Annotated in this window: 16 protein-coding genes; 5 read left to right on the top strand and 11 right to left on the bottom strand. The window is 40.4% G+C overall.

The window, feature by feature from the left end; translation table 11 throughout:
* Window positions 1-29 precede the first annotated feature (29 nt).
* Window positions 30-1016: a D-alanine--D-alanine ligase gene (locus NK987_RS04835; protein ID WP_259262956.1), complete on the top strand. Its 987-nt coding sequence runs from the start codon at window positions 30-32 to the stop codon at window positions 1014-1016.
* A gap of 15 nt (window positions 1017-1031) precedes the next feature.
* Here NK987_RS04835 and NK987_RS04830 read toward each other — a convergent pair whose 3' ends face one another.
* The 3 genes from NK987_RS04830 to metK form a co-directional block, all read right to left on the bottom strand.
* Window positions 1032-1550, bottom strand: a complete 519-nt coding sequence (locus tag NK987_RS04830) for a hypothetical protein (protein ID WP_259262955.1) — start codon at window positions 1548-1550, stop codon at window positions 1032-1034.
* Between the two features lie 4 nt (window positions 1551-1554).
* Window positions 1555-2052: a hypothetical protein gene (locus NK987_RS04825; RefSeq protein ID WP_259262954.1), complete on the bottom strand. Its 498-nt coding sequence runs from the start codon at window positions 2050-2052 to the stop codon at window positions 1555-1557.
* Window positions 2053-2169: 117 nt separating this feature from the next.
* On the bottom strand, window positions 2170-3423 hold the full coding sequence (metK, locus tag NK987_RS04820) for a methionine adenosyltransferase (RefSeq protein ID WP_259262953.1): 1254 nt from the start codon (window positions 3421-3423) through the stop codon (window positions 2170-2172).
* A gap of 343 nt (window positions 3424-3766) precedes the next feature.
* Here metK and NK987_RS04815 point away from each other — a divergent pair, with 343 nt between their 5' ends.
* Together NK987_RS04815 and NK987_RS04810 are read left to right on the top strand one after the other, a co-directional pair.
* Window positions 3767-4930, top strand: coding sequence for an AIR synthase related protein (locus NK987_RS04815; RefSeq protein WP_259262952.1), 1164 nt, complete (start codon window positions 3767-3769; stop codon window positions 4928-4930).
* Window positions 4931-4965: 35 nt separating this feature from the next.
* Window positions 4966-6312 (top strand): neutral/alkaline non-lysosomal ceramidase N-terminal domain-containing protein, encoded by a 1347-nt coding sequence (locus NK987_RS04810; protein WP_259262951.1) that lies wholly within the window; start codon window positions 4966-4968, stop codon window positions 6310-6312.
* Between the two features lie 20 nt (window positions 6313-6332).
* Here NK987_RS04810 and NK987_RS04805 read toward each other — a convergent pair whose 3' ends face one another.
* Complete coding sequence (locus tag NK987_RS04805) at window positions 6333-7172, bottom strand: UbiA prenyltransferase family protein (RefSeq protein ID WP_259262950.1); 840 nt, start codon at window positions 7170-7172, stop codon at window positions 6333-6335.
* A gap of 90 nt (window positions 7173-7262) precedes the next feature.
* On the opposite strand from NK987_RS04805, the gene NK987_RS04800 reads away from it, so the two are divergent.
* The gene (locus NK987_RS04800) at window positions 7263-7898 is read left to right on the top strand and encodes a GDSL-type esterase/lipase family protein (RefSeq protein WP_259262949.1); all 636 of its coding nucleotides are present in this window, start codon (window positions 7263-7265) and stop codon (window positions 7896-7898) included.
* Window positions 7899-8016: 118 nt separating this feature from the next.
* Here NK987_RS04800 and NK987_RS04795 read toward each other — a convergent pair whose 3' ends face one another.
* Genes NK987_RS04795 through NK987_RS04780 form a run of 4 tightly spaced genes read right to left on the bottom strand, consistent with a single transcriptional unit; the run spans window position 8017 to window position 11087 of the window.
* A complete protein-coding gene (locus NK987_RS04795) occupies window positions 8017-8565 on the bottom strand; it encodes an FKBP-type peptidyl-prolyl cis-trans isomerase (RefSeq protein WP_259262948.1) in 549 nt (182 codons plus the stop codon).
* Between the two features lie 3 nt (window positions 8566-8568).
* Window positions 8569-9117 (bottom strand): FKBP-type peptidyl-prolyl cis-trans isomerase, encoded by a 549-nt coding sequence (locus NK987_RS04790; protein WP_259262947.1) that lies wholly within the window; start codon window positions 9115-9117, stop codon window positions 8569-8571.
* Window positions 9118-9121: 4 nt separating this feature from the next.
* Entirely contained in the window at window positions 9122-10060 is a 939-nt protein-coding gene (locus NK987_RS04785; protein WP_258422072.1) for an FKBP-type peptidyl-prolyl cis-trans isomerase, read from the bottom strand.
* On the bottom strand, window positions 10047-11087 hold the full coding sequence (locus NK987_RS04780; protein ID WP_258422073.1) for a DHH family phosphoesterase: 1041 nt from the start codon (window positions 11085-11087) through the stop codon (window positions 10047-10049). Before NK987_RS04780 ends, NK987_RS04785 begins: the two co-directional genes overlap by 14 nt.
* Before the next feature lie 187 nt (window positions 11088-11274).
* Between NK987_RS04780 and NK987_RS04775 the strand changes: the two genes are divergently transcribed.
* Complete coding sequence (locus NK987_RS04775) at window positions 11275-11697, top strand: nucleoside-diphosphate kinase (protein ID WP_259262946.1); 423 nt, start codon at window positions 11275-11277, stop codon at window positions 11695-11697.
* A gap of 106 nt (window positions 11698-11803) precedes the next feature.
* Here the strand turns inward: NK987_RS04775 and porN are convergent, their stop codons facing one another.
* Genes porN through porL form a run of 3 tightly spaced genes read right to left on the bottom strand, consistent with a single transcriptional unit; the run spans window position 11804 to window position 15099 of the window.
* Window positions 11804-12613: a type IX secretion system ring subunit PorN/GldN gene (gene porN / locus NK987_RS04770; protein WP_259262945.1), complete on the bottom strand. Its 810-nt coding sequence runs from the start codon at window positions 12611-12613 to the stop codon at window positions 11804-11806.
* Window positions 12614-12657: 44 nt separating this feature from the next.
* Window positions 12658-14259 carry a type IX secretion system motor protein PorM/GldM gene (gene porM / locus NK987_RS04765; protein WP_259262944.1) on the bottom strand — a complete coding sequence of 534 codons (1602 nt, stop codon included), beginning with the start codon at window positions 14257-14259 and terminating at the stop codon, window positions 12658-12660.
* Window positions 14260-14298: 39 nt separating this feature from the next.
* Window positions 14299-15099: a type IX secretion system motor protein PorL/GldL gene (porL, locus tag NK987_RS04760; protein ID WP_259262943.1), complete on the bottom strand. Its 801-nt coding sequence runs from the start codon at window positions 15097-15099 to the stop codon at window positions 14299-14301.
* Window positions 15100-15125: the final 26 nt, after the last annotated feature.

Here is a 15125-nt window from a genome sequence, read left to right as displayed (position 1 = left end):
ATGCAGATTGATTTTTACTTTTACATGCCATGAAGAAAAAAATTGCCTTAGTGACCGGAGGATTTACCGGAGAATCTGTCATATCCTTAAAAAGCGCAGCGGTGGTTGAAAAAACTCTAGACCGAAGCTTATATGATATCTTCAAGATCATAATCTATCCGGGAAATTGGTATCATGAAACAGCCGCGGGTGAAAAAATTCCCGTCGACCTCAATGATTTTTCCATCATTCTCCAAGATCAAAAAATAAAATTTGATGGGGTATTCAATATCCTTCACGGTTCACCGGGCGAGGATGGAAAGTTGGCTGGATATTTTGACATGATTGGCTTACCCTACACCACCTGTGACGCGCTGACCTCCTCCATCACGATGAACAAAGGCTACACCAAAGCAATAGTACAAGACATTGATGAATTGTTTGTTGCAAGGTCTATCCAATTGTTTGACAACAATTCGGAAAATATCACCCGCATTTTGAAAGAGCTAAGGTTGCCACTATTTATCAAGCCAAACAACGGAGGTTCCAGTATCGGAATGACCAAAGTCAAAGAACCGAATGAACTTCAAGAAGCTTTGGATAAGGCATTTGCAGAGGATTCGCAGGTATTGGTAGAAGAATTTGTTTCAGGAAGGGAATTTTCGATTGGTGTATATCGGTCAAGAGGGATCACTACTGTGCTTCCGGCTACAGAGATCATCAGCAGTAAGGAATTTTTTGATTTTGAGGCCAAATATTCACCTGGAGTTTGCGAAGAAATTACCCCAGGAAGAATGACTACGGAAGAAGTGGAAAGGGTAAACCGGATCATCGAAAAAGTATATCAAAAATTGAACTGCAAAGGGGCAGTCAGGATTGATTATTTTCTGGAATCTGAAACAGGTAAGTTTTATTTCATTGAAATCAATACGGTCCCGGGTCAGACAGAAACCAGCCTGATCTCCCAGCAAGTGCGTGCATTAGGAATCGATGTCAAGGATTTTTACAATGCGCTGATCGAGGAAATGTTTTCCTGAACTTCCTTTTGGAACTCAAAAACGGATCTGAAAACCAACAAAATCAGGGATGGTGTAATAGGTCAGCCCATCATCAAAGTAAATGGGATCTGGCTTTTTTTCCGAAAAATTATACAAATCCACTGCTTCCCTTGTCAGATTTCTACTGCTTCTCCTATAAAATCCTGAAGCAATCCCAATTCCTACAGTGGCAATCGCCAATGGTAACAAAAGATTGTTTCTCGTTGAATAGGATGCTGATTGAGGAGGAATGAAACTCAAAGCAATTACCCCCATGGAAGTTAAAAATGCACCTCCATCCAGCAATTTGCCGGTTTTCTGCTTTTTCAAGGCCATTTGATATGTCTCAAATGCTTCGGGTTGGGTCTGCATCAATCGGTACACTTCCTCTTTGTTCAGCACTTTGGGTCCATCCAAAATATCGATTCTATCTCCCAAAAAAGTTTGCCTGTAGTCAATCCTTAAAAAAGGCTGCTGACCATATACTTCGGAAACAAGACATACCAAAAGCAAAGCAAAGGATAATTTTTTCATAAGTTCAGAAATTGAGGGTCAATCCTGCAGCCAAGGGCGATAGTTTAAATTGGAGGGCGGATCGGTCACCAATTCCCCTTACTGCTTTATAGTTATAAATTTCAATCGCATCAGAAGTTTCCCTTTTGCCATTTCTTTTCATAGGAAAAGCAATGGTTGTTATTGCGGCAGCTCCCAACATCATTCCTCCCGAAATAAGCACTCGCTGTTGGGTAAAATCGCCTGAAAACAAATATACCAAAGAACCTGCAGCCAAAATCCATCCTCCCAATCTAAGGGTTTCACCGACTGCCATTTTTTGATTGGCTTTGGAAAATGCCTCAGCATCCTCAGGAAAAGCACCCATAATTTTTTCGATTTCTGAGGCCTTTACCTTTTCGCCATCTGCAAGGTAAACATGGTTACCGAATAAATTCTCCCGATAAGAAATCCTTGGATTGTTTTGGGCTTGGATATTATTGTTAACAAATAATAATAGGAGAAAAACTGAGATTGATTTCATGGGTGAAACTTCTAAGAATAACAGCATCAACGAATAGACTCAAATTAAGTTTGGCCGAAAAACGGGAAATTTCACCCATCATCCAACAAAAAAAAGCGGCCCTAAAGCCGCTTCTTCCTATATTCCAAACTCTTTTTTGATCTTATCCACAAAATCAAGCTTTTCCCAGGTAAACAATTCCACCTCTAGGGTTTTTGCCTCCCCATACGGGTTTTTAAAGGTTTTGAAAACTTTTTCATTTTCCCTTCCCATGTGGCCATATGCAGCGGTTTCTTCATATATCGGATTTCGAAGCTTCAATCTTTGTTCTATAGCATAAGGTCTCATGTCAAATATGCCCTCGATTTTTTTGGCAATTTCCCCATCGCTCATACCTACTTTGGAAGTTCCGTAGGTGTTCATATAGATCCCCATTGGTTTGGCTACACCGATGGCGTAAGATACCTGTACCAAAACCTCCTCCGCTACACCCGCTGCCACCATATTTTTTGCAATATGTCTAGTGGCGTAAGCTGCCGAACGGTCGACTTTGGATGGGTCTTTTCCAGAAAAAGCACCGCCTCCATGTGCACCTTTGCCTCCATAGGTATCCACGATAATCTTCCTTCCGGTCAATCCGGTATCTCCGTGTGGGCCTCCGATGACAAACTTCCCTGTTGGGTTAATATGGTAGATAATCTGATCGGTGAACAAAGCCTGAATCTCAGGCTTCAACTGCGATTTTACTCTAGGAATCAAGATTTTGATCATGTCTTCCTTGATCTTAGCCAACATTGCAGGTTCCTCATCAAAGTCATCATGCTGGGTCGAAACTACGATGGCATCGATGCGCAAAGGCTGGTTATCATCACCATATTCGATAGTGACCTGGGATTTGGCATCTGGTCGTAGGTAAGCAATTTCTTTGTTTTCCCTTCTAAGTGCTGCCAATTCCTTCAATATCCTATGCGAAAGATCAAGTGCCAAAGGCATGAAATTATCTGTTTCTTTAGTAGCATAGCCAAACATCATTCCTTGGTCGCCGGCACCCTGTTCTTCAGGATTTGCTCTTTCCACTCCCTGATTGATATCGGGAGACTGCTCGTGGATTGCTGAAAGAACTCCGCATGAGTTTCCGTCAAACATGTATTCACCTTTGGTATAACCGATTCTGTTGATGACGTCTCGAGCTATTTTTTGAACATCGAGATAGATTTCAGATTTTACTTCCCCTGCAAGCACCACCTGACCTGTAGTCACCAATGTTTCACAGGCAACTTTAGAATTTGGGTCGAATGCTAAAAAATTATCGATCAAGGCGTCCGAAATCTGATCAGCAACTTTGTCAGGATGACCTTCAGACACAGATTCGGATGTAAATAAATATGGCATATGGGAAAATATTTAAAGCGTTTTCAATTGGGTCGTAAAAATAAGGTTTCAAAGGGAAATAAAAAATCGGAGAGGGGCGGTTATGGCTATTGAAATGTAAGATTATCCAAATGAACCTAAATTATCCCAATTTCAGCTTTTATTATCATTTAGAATGAATTGGAAGTTAGAAAAGAACAATTTTTAATTTTTTGGGACAAATAAGAATAAAGGTTTAGAGCTGAACATAGAGAGCCAATTTCAATAAAATTGGATGATCGATCCTCAATCTTCCTGTTTTTCCATCCCTCAATCCCGTTGGAATCCTTAACTTTGCCCAATACAACCAATCCCCAAATTCTCAATGAACGAAAGGTATATGCAAAGGGGCGTATCTGCCTCCAAAGAAGATGTACATCAGGCCATTTCCAAATTGGACAAAGGACTTTTTCCAAAGGCTTTCTGCAAAATAGTGGAAGACACTCTTGGCAATGACCCTGACTTTTGCAACATCATGCATGCAGATGGGGCAGGCACAAAGTCCTCTTTGGCTTACATGTATTGGAAGGAAACAGGGGATCTGAGTGTATGGAAAGGCATCGCCCAAGATGCCATCATCATGAATACCGATGACCTGCTTTGTGTCGGTGCAGTCAACAACATCTTGGTATCATCGACGATCGGGAGAAACAAGAATCTGATTCCCGGTGAGGTAATTTCAGCCATCATCAACGGTACCGAGGAAGTTTTGCAGATGCTCCGTGACCACGGTGTGAATGTGATCCTGACAGGAGGGGAAACGGCAGATGTAGGGGATCTTGTCCGAACGGTAATCGTAGACAGTACGGTGACTTGTAGGATGAAAAGGGAAGATGTCATCTCCAATGACAAAATCCGGCCCGGAGATGTAGTGGTTGGCTTGGCCTCCTTTGGGCAAGCTACGTATGAAGATTTTTATAATGGCGGAATGGGAAGCAACGGCCTAACTTCTGCAAGGCACGATGTTTTCAACAAACTATTGAAAAGCAAATACCCTGAAAGCTTTGATCCTTCTGTCCCTGCCGATTTGGTCTATACCGGTAAATATAACCTGACGGATCCTGCTCCCGGGCTTTCAGTTGATATGGGTAAATTGGTCCTTTCTCCTACCCGTACCTATGCACCTATCATGGTCGATGTATTGAAATACTTAAGGCCAAACATACATGGCATAGTACATTGCAGCGGAGGAGCGCAGACTAAGGTTCTACATTTTGTAGACAATGTGCATGTGGTCAAAGACAATCTGTTTGATACCCCGCCACTTTTCAAAATCATCCAGGAAGAAAGCGGTACAGACTGGAAAGAAATGTACAAAGTATTCAACATGGGACACAGAATGGAGGTTTATCTTGAAGAAAGGTATGCCGAAGAGGTCATAGACATCGCCGAAGGATTGGGTGTGGAAGCCAAAATTATAGGCCGGGTCTTACCCCATGATGGTAAAAAAGTAACCGTGCAAGGTACCCATGGCACTTTTGAATATTAAAATAAAAAAAAGTCAACAGGATATCCCTTAACAATATGCCAAGACCAATCGCCCAAAGGATTTTCAGAGTTTTTGGTTGGACTTTTGGTATTGTTGTGTTTTTAGCTTTGGCTACTTTGACAAGGATTGATTGGCGTGATTTCAAAGAGATGGACTACTATCAGGAGACTGTAGCCCGCCTTGATTCCCTGAATTTTGAATCTTCAGAAGGTGAAATATGGCTTGCAGGCTGGTCATCGGTCAATGCAACACCTTCTTCTCCGGCAAAATTGGTAGGATATAAACCTAGGGGAAGGTATGAGTTTGTGCTGGACAGCAGTTTTGTCAAAGCAATGGTCATCAGCAATGGAAAATCTACTGTCGCATTTTTGAATTACGAATTAATGATCGTTCATCCTTACCTACAGGGAAGAATCAATCAGGCAATCAATGAATCAGGTTTGGCATTGGACTATGTATATTTTACCGCTACCCATACTCACAGTGGTATTGGCGGACATATTCCGGGGCTTATTGGAAAATTGGCTTTTGGAGGCTATGATGATAAAATCGTCAAATTCTTGGAAGCCAAAACCTTGGAAGGATTAAAATCGGCCATGGCTAGCAGAGACACTGTGGAAGTTTACTTTAGGAAAACCAAAGCGGATACACTTGTCGCCAACAGGCTGATCGCAGAAGACCCAATCGATCCCTATATCAGGCAATTGATATTCGAAAAGCGAAATGGGAAAAAAGGAACAATCCTGACATACAGTGCCCATCCGACTATTTTGAATTCAAAATTCATGGGTTTATCAGGAGATTATCCCAACTACCTGACCAAATTAATGGAGAAAGGAGAATATGACTTTTCGCTTTTTGCGGCGGGTACAGTAGGAAGCCATCGCCCTGTAGCCACTGGAAATCAAACAAATGATGTCGAATCATATGCCTTGGCGCTAAACAGAAATCTTTCTGAAAATATCCATGAAGTATTTCCTGTAGAGGAGCCAAATCTCAAGGTTGGAAATTTGCCGGTTGGCCTCAGAAAAGCGCATTTTAGGATCAGTGAAAAAGTCCGCATCCGGCCTTGGATTTTTAATTCAGTATTTGGTGATACCAATGCCCATTTTGACATCGTGCAAATCGGAAAAACATTGTTTATCAGTTCAAGCGGTGAAATTTCAGGAGTTTTTATGAAGGAATGGGAAGACTATGCCACAGAAAAAGGATTTCATCTCATCATCACATGTTTTAATGGAGGCTATATCGGATATATCACACCGGATAAATATTACAATTATCCGCTATATGAAGTCCGGGACATGAATTGGTTCGGTCCTTATAACGGCGCTTACTTTGATGAAATGATCAGGAAAATGATCGATAAAGCAGCAGAGTAAAAATCAAAATCTATCTGTCCTTACAATAAAAGCAACAAAAACGGCAACAGAAACAATGCTTCAGATTTTCTTCTGATCTGATCTTTGCTTTGGTTTTTGGAGAAAAATAAAATCAGGTGATAACCGATAATCAGTCCCAAAATCATGGATGAGATGTGATAATAGGATGGGAGAATCGCGGAAAAGACTACCAAGACACCGATCCCTGTTAATCCCAAAACCGTAATTAGCTTTTTTAAACCATTCTTTGGGATCAATACCAGAACAGAACCAAAGCCATCTTTTTGATCTACTTCGGCATCCTGATAAGAAAGCATCAAGAGATTGACGAGTGCTGCCAAGAAATAAACAAATGCAAAAACATAGACGCTGATATCGATCAATTCAAAATCAACTTTTGCAATTGGAGCAAATGAAATACCCAAGACGTAAATCAAAGCTGTGGAAATTTCTTTCAACCAAGAATATTTTGGTCCAGCAATTTTCAAGAATCCCATCCAAAACAGCGTTACCACTCCTAGCAATATTCCAAGGGTACGGATAAATTCCATTTCTGTCAGCCTAAAAAAAAGGAACGCCCCTATCAGGATACAGCAAATGACCAAAGCGGATAGTACCCGATGATATTTTTGGTGAAGTTGATGCCTAGGGGATTGGGGTTTGCCGATAGCACCCCGGGCATCCATCAGGTGATCTAAAGTATAAATACTCCAAACTGCCAGTCCCAGAAGAAAGTAGACAGATCCTGCAATATTGACTTCTAAAAGGTCCGAAAAAAACAGCATCCCGGCCATTGCACCCAAAACCACATCCAGAGAAAGAAGATTGATATAAAGCAATATTTTCCTGAAAATCTCCATTTGGCTTTAAAGATATCCTCTTGTCATAATTTTCTGTCCAAAAGATCTTAAAGAATCAAAACTTTTTAAATTGAAAGAAAAATCCAACCCATGAAAAATCTGCTTTTCCTTTCAATCCTATTGCTTTCAATCGGTATTTCTGCCTCAGCACAATCCAAAATCAAAGTTGCATGTGTTGGAAATAGTATCACCCAGGGCCCGGGAAGAGACAATCCTGACAGTTATCCACTTCAGATGCAAAAAATTCTTGGTGACAAATATGATGTTAAAAACTTTGGTGTAAGCGGAAGGACCTTACTCAAGAAAGGAGATTATCCTTTTTGGAACGAGCCCCAATTTGAGGAAACCAAGTCATTTGCGCCGGATATCCTAGTCATCAAGCTAGGAACTAACGATTCAAAACCTCAAAACTGGAAATACAAAGTGGAATTTACTGCTGATTTTATTGAAATGATAGAGATCTTCAAAAAATCAATGCCAAAAAAAGGCAAGGTCTACATTTGTCTACCTGTTCCTGTGTTTCAAGGAAATTTTGATATCAACGGTGAGGTAATTCTAAACGAAATGCGGCCGATGCTTTTGGAAATTGCCAAGAAAACAAAATCAGAAATCATTGATTTATATACCCCACTTTTGGACAAATCACCACTTCTTCCTGACGGAATCCATCCAAACAAAGAAGGGCTTGGAATCATGGCGGCAGAAGTTGCCAAAGCAATCAAATAAAATCACGCAAAACTTTCTCGTTAAGCGAAAACAAAAACCCTCCCTTAAATTCATCCAAGGGAGGGTTTTATATTTTCATCAATCTTTCGAATGGAAGATTTTAGGGGGGTCAGAATTTTTAATCCATTCCTAGGAACTCCACTTCAAACACCAATACGGAGTTTGCAGGAACACCCGGAATCGTTCCGCTGTCTCGGTAAGCCCAAGGAGAAGGTATGATCAGCACTCCTTTGGACCCACTTGTCATTTGCCTGAAGCCAAGGTTAAATCCTTGGATTGTCTCGGATGTACCAAGGGTAAACTGGAAAATTCTATAAGTCCTCGAGGGATCATACACGTCATTTTCTCTCGCTACATCCTCAAGGTTGGTATCGAATACCGTTCCGTCCAATAATTTGCCTGTGTAGTTGGTATAAACCAACATTCCTGCTGCAGGCATTGCCCCTGTCCCTTCTTCCTGAACAATAATGACAACACCCGTAGGGTCATGGATTCTGTAAAGACTATCAATAGGAGCAGTCCTCAAGAAGTCATCGATTTTAACCCTATCTATAGCAAGGTTTCCTTCGCTATCATACACAGGTCCACCAAAAGGACTGGGCGTACCACAAGATGCTACAAGCAACACGGCAACAAGAAAGGATAAAACAATTCTAAAATTTTTCATTTATCAGTCGTCTGCCAGAGGATTATCCTTGATATCTACCAATTCAATTTCGAAAATTAATGGGGAATTTGGAGGAATGATGGCGTTTGCTTGAGATCCGTAACCATATAATGATGGGAAAATCACTGATGCTTTGTCACCTTTTTCAATGTTGAAAACACCATATTCAAAACCCGGAATTACCATACCCAAACCGATTATAAATTCCAATGGCTCATAAGTCCGATTCGCATCATAGACGTTATTCGCTTTGGCAATCGATTCGATAGAGGTGTCAAATACCAAGTTGCTAAGCAATTTTCCTGTGTAATTCACAAACACCGTGTCTCCTACAGAAACCTTATCTCCACTTCCTGACAATTCAGTCCAGTATATCCTGATTCCTGTCCCCCCATCTATTTCCTCCTTGACAGAAGCAATTGGGTTTTGCGTTATGTATTTTTCAATTTTCTGAATATCCTTGTCAAAAATAATCTGGGCATTTTCCTCGTCAGAAACACAAGAGGAAAATATCCAAACCAATGATAATAATAACGCGCCTGCTTTTTTCATATGTTTATTTTTGTACGTCTGTGATTTCTACGTCGAAGATCAGTACAGAGTTTGCTTTAATTGGACCACCTGAATCTCTATCTCCATAAGCAAGAGTAGAAGGAATAAAGAACTTAGCTTTGTCCCCTTTCTTCAATAGTGCAAGACCTTCGTCCCATCCCGGGATTACCCTTCCTTGACCTACGGAAACTTCCAAAGGACCATAGCCACCTTGCGCATCTCTTTGCTCATTATAGGTATTGTTAGCTTGGGCAATTTCTTTGATACTTGAATCAAATAGTGTCCCGTCCAATAAGTACCCCGCATAATGAACAAAAGCCAAGTCTCCTGACTCAATTTCAGGACCGGTTCCTTCTTTTTCAATGACGTAGTAAAGACCTGATTCTGTCTTGGTAGCTTGAATATTTTTTTCAGCAAGATAATCCTCAATGATTTTGGTATCAATTTCCAACTGCTTCACTGCATTTTCAGCCTGCTTCTTCATTTGAGCTTCCTGAAGTGCGTTAAAATATGCTTCAACACCCTGTTGGTCAGTGATATCTACAACTCCAATCTGGATTTTTACATTTTTCTCTTTATCAAGGAAGAAAGGCATATTCTGCTCTCCAAATACCTTCATAGAATTAGCTTCAAAAGCAATACTGTCTCCCTTTTTGAGACTTAGAAAAATCTCATCCATTCCACTTTCCTTTGGTAAGGAGTCATTGAAAAGAATATAACCTGGCATGTTTTGATCATATGTAGAGATAAATGTGGAGTCTTTATCCGTTTTTACAATAAGATTGTAAAGGATATACTCCCCGTTTTTGGGAGCAACATCTCCCTCTTTGATGTAAGTATACTCGATGCCATCAGAGGTTGTCTGTTTTTTCTTACAAGACATCAAGCCGGTAGCCAACACCATCACTATGGCGGGCAATAAGTAGAGATTAATTTTTTTCATGAAGGAGTTCAGATTGAATAAATAGGGAATTATAGTTTTCTTTTATGAGTGTTTCGAATTTTTCTGTTGTTTCTAGCAGGGTCAGTTGAGATTTTCCTCCTGAGGCATTTTTATGTCCTCCCCCATCAAAGTAAGATGCTGCGAATTTATTTACTGCAATATCCTCGGTGGACCTAAAAGAGATTTTGATGCCATCTTCGCGCTCTGTAAAAAGTGCTGCAATCTTGATGCCATCTAATGACAATGCATAATTGACCAACCCTTCAGTATCTCCGGTTTGGGAGGAATATTTTCTAAGATCTTTTTTGCTGATTGCAAAGTAGGCTGTTTGCAAATCCTGCATAATGGTCAACCTTCGTGTTATTGCAAATCCGATAAATTTCAACCTGTTGACACTATTGGTATCATAAATCAGTCTGGAAATTTTGGAATTGTCTGCTCCTATCCCAATCAACTCCGCCGTGATCAAATGGACGTTTTTGGTGGTATTCGGATGCCTAAAACCACCGGTATCCGTCATGATCCCCGCATAGAGGCATTCTGCAATATCTTTGTCAATCAAATCTCGGTGCCCAATCGCCACAATCAACTCATAGATCAATTCGCAGGTGGCTGCAGCAGAAGTGCTCCAATACCTGAAATCAGCAAAATCCTTAGGATCTTGGTGGTGGTCGATATTTACTTTATAGGCATTGGAACTTTCAACCCATGACTGCATATCCTGCATTCTCTTGGGACAAGAGAAATCCAAACAAAAAATCATAGTGGCTTTTTGGATGATTCCAATAGCTTCTGCTCTTTTGGACCTATCCTCAAAATTTATCACATCTTCATTTCCTTTCATCCAATGAAGAAAAGACGGATAATCAGAAGGAGTAATCACCTGAACCTCATGCCCCAGCTTAATTAGGAAGTTTGACATTGCCAGACAAGATCCCAATGCATCTGCATCAGGCTTGTGGTGGGTGGTAATGACTACTTTCTGGGGTGAGGAAATTATATGTTTAAATGACTCTAATTCTCGCATTTGATTGCTTTTGTACACTCCCCTAAAGGAACATAGTCCGCAAAGGTCAGGATAATTTTTGAAAAATCCCAATGACACTAAAAGCCTAAATCTGAATCAGATAATATAGATTTTACAAGCATTATTCGGAGATTCAATGAATTCCTGTATTTTTGCAGCCACATTTAAACCTACAAAAATAATTACAATGGCAGGTAAAAGAACTTTCACAATGATCAAGCCGGACGCATTTGGTGCCAACAATTCCGGAGCAATTTTAAAAATGATTGAGGGGGCAGGATTCAAAATTGTAGCGCTTAAAGCGACACAACTGACACCTGAATTGGCCGGAAAATTTTATGAAGTACACAAGGAAAGACCGTTCTATGCGGATCTTTGCAAGTATATGTCCTCAGGACCTATCATTGCCGCAATATTGGAAAAAGAAAATGCTGTAGAAGACTTCAGAACATTGATCGGTGCCACTAATCCTGCCAATGCTGCAGAGGGAACCATCAGAAAAATGTTTGCGACTTCGATAGAAGCCAATGCAGTACACGGTTCTGACTCAGACGAAAATGCCCAAATTGAAGGGAATTTTTATTTCAGCCAATTTGAAAGAGTTCTTTGATTCTTTTGCATTTGAGCAAAACGAGTGAATCAAATTACTTCTTAAAAGATAAAGGCCTTCAGAAATCTGAAGGCCTTTATCTTTTCATGCTATTGGAAAACCGTTTTTACCATTCCCAAAGTCCATTCTCAAAATCAAGCAGTTTGTACTCAAATTCCAAAGAATTCAAGAATGCCTGCAATTCGGGATTAGGATGACTTGAATTTACCAAATCCGCAACATAGGCATTATCCGGATTGGTATACCTTCTAACTACTGATCTGAACAATCTCTGATCAAAAACCTGATCATACGTTAAGTTTTTTGCAGTGTTTTGGAAGATCAACCATTTTGCCTCAGGATGGTCTTTGAAGTGATAGTAGAAATCTTTGAACCTAACATATCCTATTGTCTTTTGACCGGCATTTGCATTGGTTTGGGACGGCATTACCAATTCGATGTATTTGACATCAAATTTGATTTGAGAATGATGCTTGTCAAATACAAAATCCTCCATAAAATCCAGGTAATACAATTGCTTCACGAAGATACTGTCTCCATTTGCAGCCAACCAGAAATTAGATTGGAAATCAGAAATGGATAGTGGCTGTGTGAATTTGTCATCTGCAAATACTTCAAGCGCATTGTCTTCAACAATAGCTTTATATATCTGATTGACGATTCCATCATTTTTGGTATCACCTGAACCATACAATGGCTGGTTGTATTTTTCCCTGAGGTCTATCCTTCTCCAAACAGAGATTTGGTACATCTTATCGTCTTCTCGGATAGGGTGCGCAGAAAAAACCGTGTCCATTTTGAACTGTCTATCGCCACCTCCGGATGGAGTCACACTTGTAGCTTGTGCATTGGCGTCAACACCGAATGCAGTAAGACCAAGCGCAAAAAGGCCGATGATTTTGGAATAAAGTTTCATATTTATTTAGTTTATGATCATGCCCAAAAGGCATCATCGATCATTTATTTTATTGTCAACCTTTGAATTTCAGGCTGATTGGTCACTATCTTATTGCCCCTGAAGTTAGTTCTTGTTATCTGTGTAACTCGAACTACCAAAGCATCACCGCTTTTTGCTGATGCCAAGAGATTTCTGATTGCCACGTTTTTACCGTTGATCGCAACTTTCTCTCTTGGAACTTCATTTCTTAGGAGAATTACTTCACCTCCGGTTACTTCAAATTTGGCATCCTTAGCCATTGTTCTACCGAAGTTTGCTTCTGGAATCGCTTCTACAATCAATGAAGATGGTCCGGGTGCAGGATAAGCCAAACTCATGTCAATTGGTCCTCTTCCATCGAACAACCTTACTGTTGGCGCCGGAACCGGTTTAATATCATACGATACATCACCGATTTTATTGCCTCCACTGCTTACTCCTATCAATACCTTTCCAGAACTTCCCGGAATTACAGTCAATTGACCTGGCTTGCTTCCTTGGATGGAAGAACCATTAGAAACTGTGAAACTTGGTGCATAGCTGTTTCCCAATGCAGGAACATCAATCAACAACTCGTTGGCGCAATCCGCATAAAGCTGATTGACTACTTCCGAAGTAACTTTGATGACCGGTTGTGCTACGAAATACTCATATTCAACAGGAAGTATTTTGTCTTCACCGCCCACATTGGTCACGATTTCACCTTTCAAAATTCTCTTTGAAAGTCCTCTATCATCATATTGAGAAGCAGGAGTAGCAGTAAATTCAATTTTACCGAATCCGTTTTCTACTGTCACAGGCCTTCCGTCAATAGTCATTTGAGGAGCATCTGAAGAAGAAGAGGAAGCGATGAACATATCTGCCTGGAACTTGGTGCCGGCCGCAACTACGTTTGATTGGGCTGCAATCCTCGCTTCAACAATATCTGCTTTGTAATAAAACGAACCGATGGAAGCAGTAATTGCTCCCAATGATTCACTTTCAATGTTCAAAACTTCATTTTGATATTGGGATATCAAAGCCATTACCGCACCAACGGGAGACTTTACAAAGTTCAAGAATACGAAATTCTTATTTCTGACTTCTTTGTCGTTTTGAAATATTTCGATGTCTTTGGCATCTTTGGCGATATCGCCAAAAGTCAATTCAATTCCTGCTTTTTTAAGGATTTCAGATATTTGCTTAGGATAGGCATTTAACCTCTCCTGCATTTCAAATCCCTTTTTGTTGTTATTGAAAATATTGCCAGGGATATCGGTGTTTTTCAAAGCAGAATTGCTAAACTGTCCTTGATCATCCTTCGCATTCGAAGTAGTCAAGAGTTCCTGCTTCAGCTCCTCAAGGTAACCATATACCTCAGAGGTTGCCTTGCGGACTTCCTTTGCTGCATCTACCTTGGGTACATCTTTTTCGTTATTTCCCTGATTCTCCACTGTCGAAGCGATAGAAGAGACCGTAAATTCATTTTTATTGATGAAATTTTTGGAAGTTCTTTCCAATCCATCATTTAACAACACAAACTTTTGGAGTATCTGGTTGCTTACCTGTAATGCCAGCAAAGCTGTCAATACAAGGTACATCATACCGATCATCCGCTGCCTTGGTGTTTCTTTTCCTCCAGCCATATTATTTTTCTAAAAGTTTAAACATTTATAAAAACAGGCTTAACCTTTCATGGCTGATAACATGCCACCGTATACCTTATTCAAAGAACTTACGTTTTGATTGAGTTTAGCCAACTCAGTTTTGAACTGCTCTGTTTCTTTTCCTGCCTCGTTCAATCCTTCCATAGCAGTAGATATATTGGAATAGAACTTATTCAGTGTTTTAAGGTGTGATTGGGCATCCAAAAGTTCCATTTCATACACATTGTTCAATGCAGAAAGGTTTTTGGTAACCGTCACCACTTGACTGTGGTACTCTTTTGCATCTGCAGACGCAGAAGAAAGCTCGGTCAACGCCATGGCAGTTTTTCCATAAGACTGGTTGATGTCCACCAAAGTCTTGGAAGCTGTTTTTACATTGCTCGCATATTCATTGGTAGCAACTGCTGCATCAGCAATCGTTCCCATTTTTTCAGCTGAGGTTGCAAGGTTTTGGATTCCTTTGCCCAAGCTATCAAACAATTCAGGTCCAATTTTAGCATTGGACAACATTTCGTCAAATTTCTGGCTAAGATTGTCTTTTGGCTCTTTTTTGGTGGATTTGCGTTCAGCAGGCTCTTCACCGGCTAATTCAGGATAAACTTTTGACCAGTCTACCTCTTCATGTTTGGGCTCAAATGCGGATAAGAAAAATATTGCGGCTTCTGTGGTAAGACCCACACCAATCATCAAACTGGCACCCTGCCAGTCGAGGATTTTGAACATAGCTCCTAAGATAACTACGGCGGCTCCGATACCATAAATTTTCGGCATGATATCCCCGTAGAATGTGTTCATGAATGATTTGTTTTTTGTTGCCATTTTTTTTTAAAAATTTAGAGGTGAGT

Origin of the sequence: Aquiflexum gelatinilyticum (genome assembly GCF_024813435.1) — a bacterium.
Classification (GTDB): Bacteria; Bacteroidota; Bacteroidia; order Cytophagales; family Cyclobacteriaceae; genus Cognataquiflexum; species Cognataquiflexum gelatinilyticum.
The sequence above is the reverse complement of the archived record's forward strand: the minus strand, read 5'-3'. Positions and strand labels throughout refer to the sequence as shown.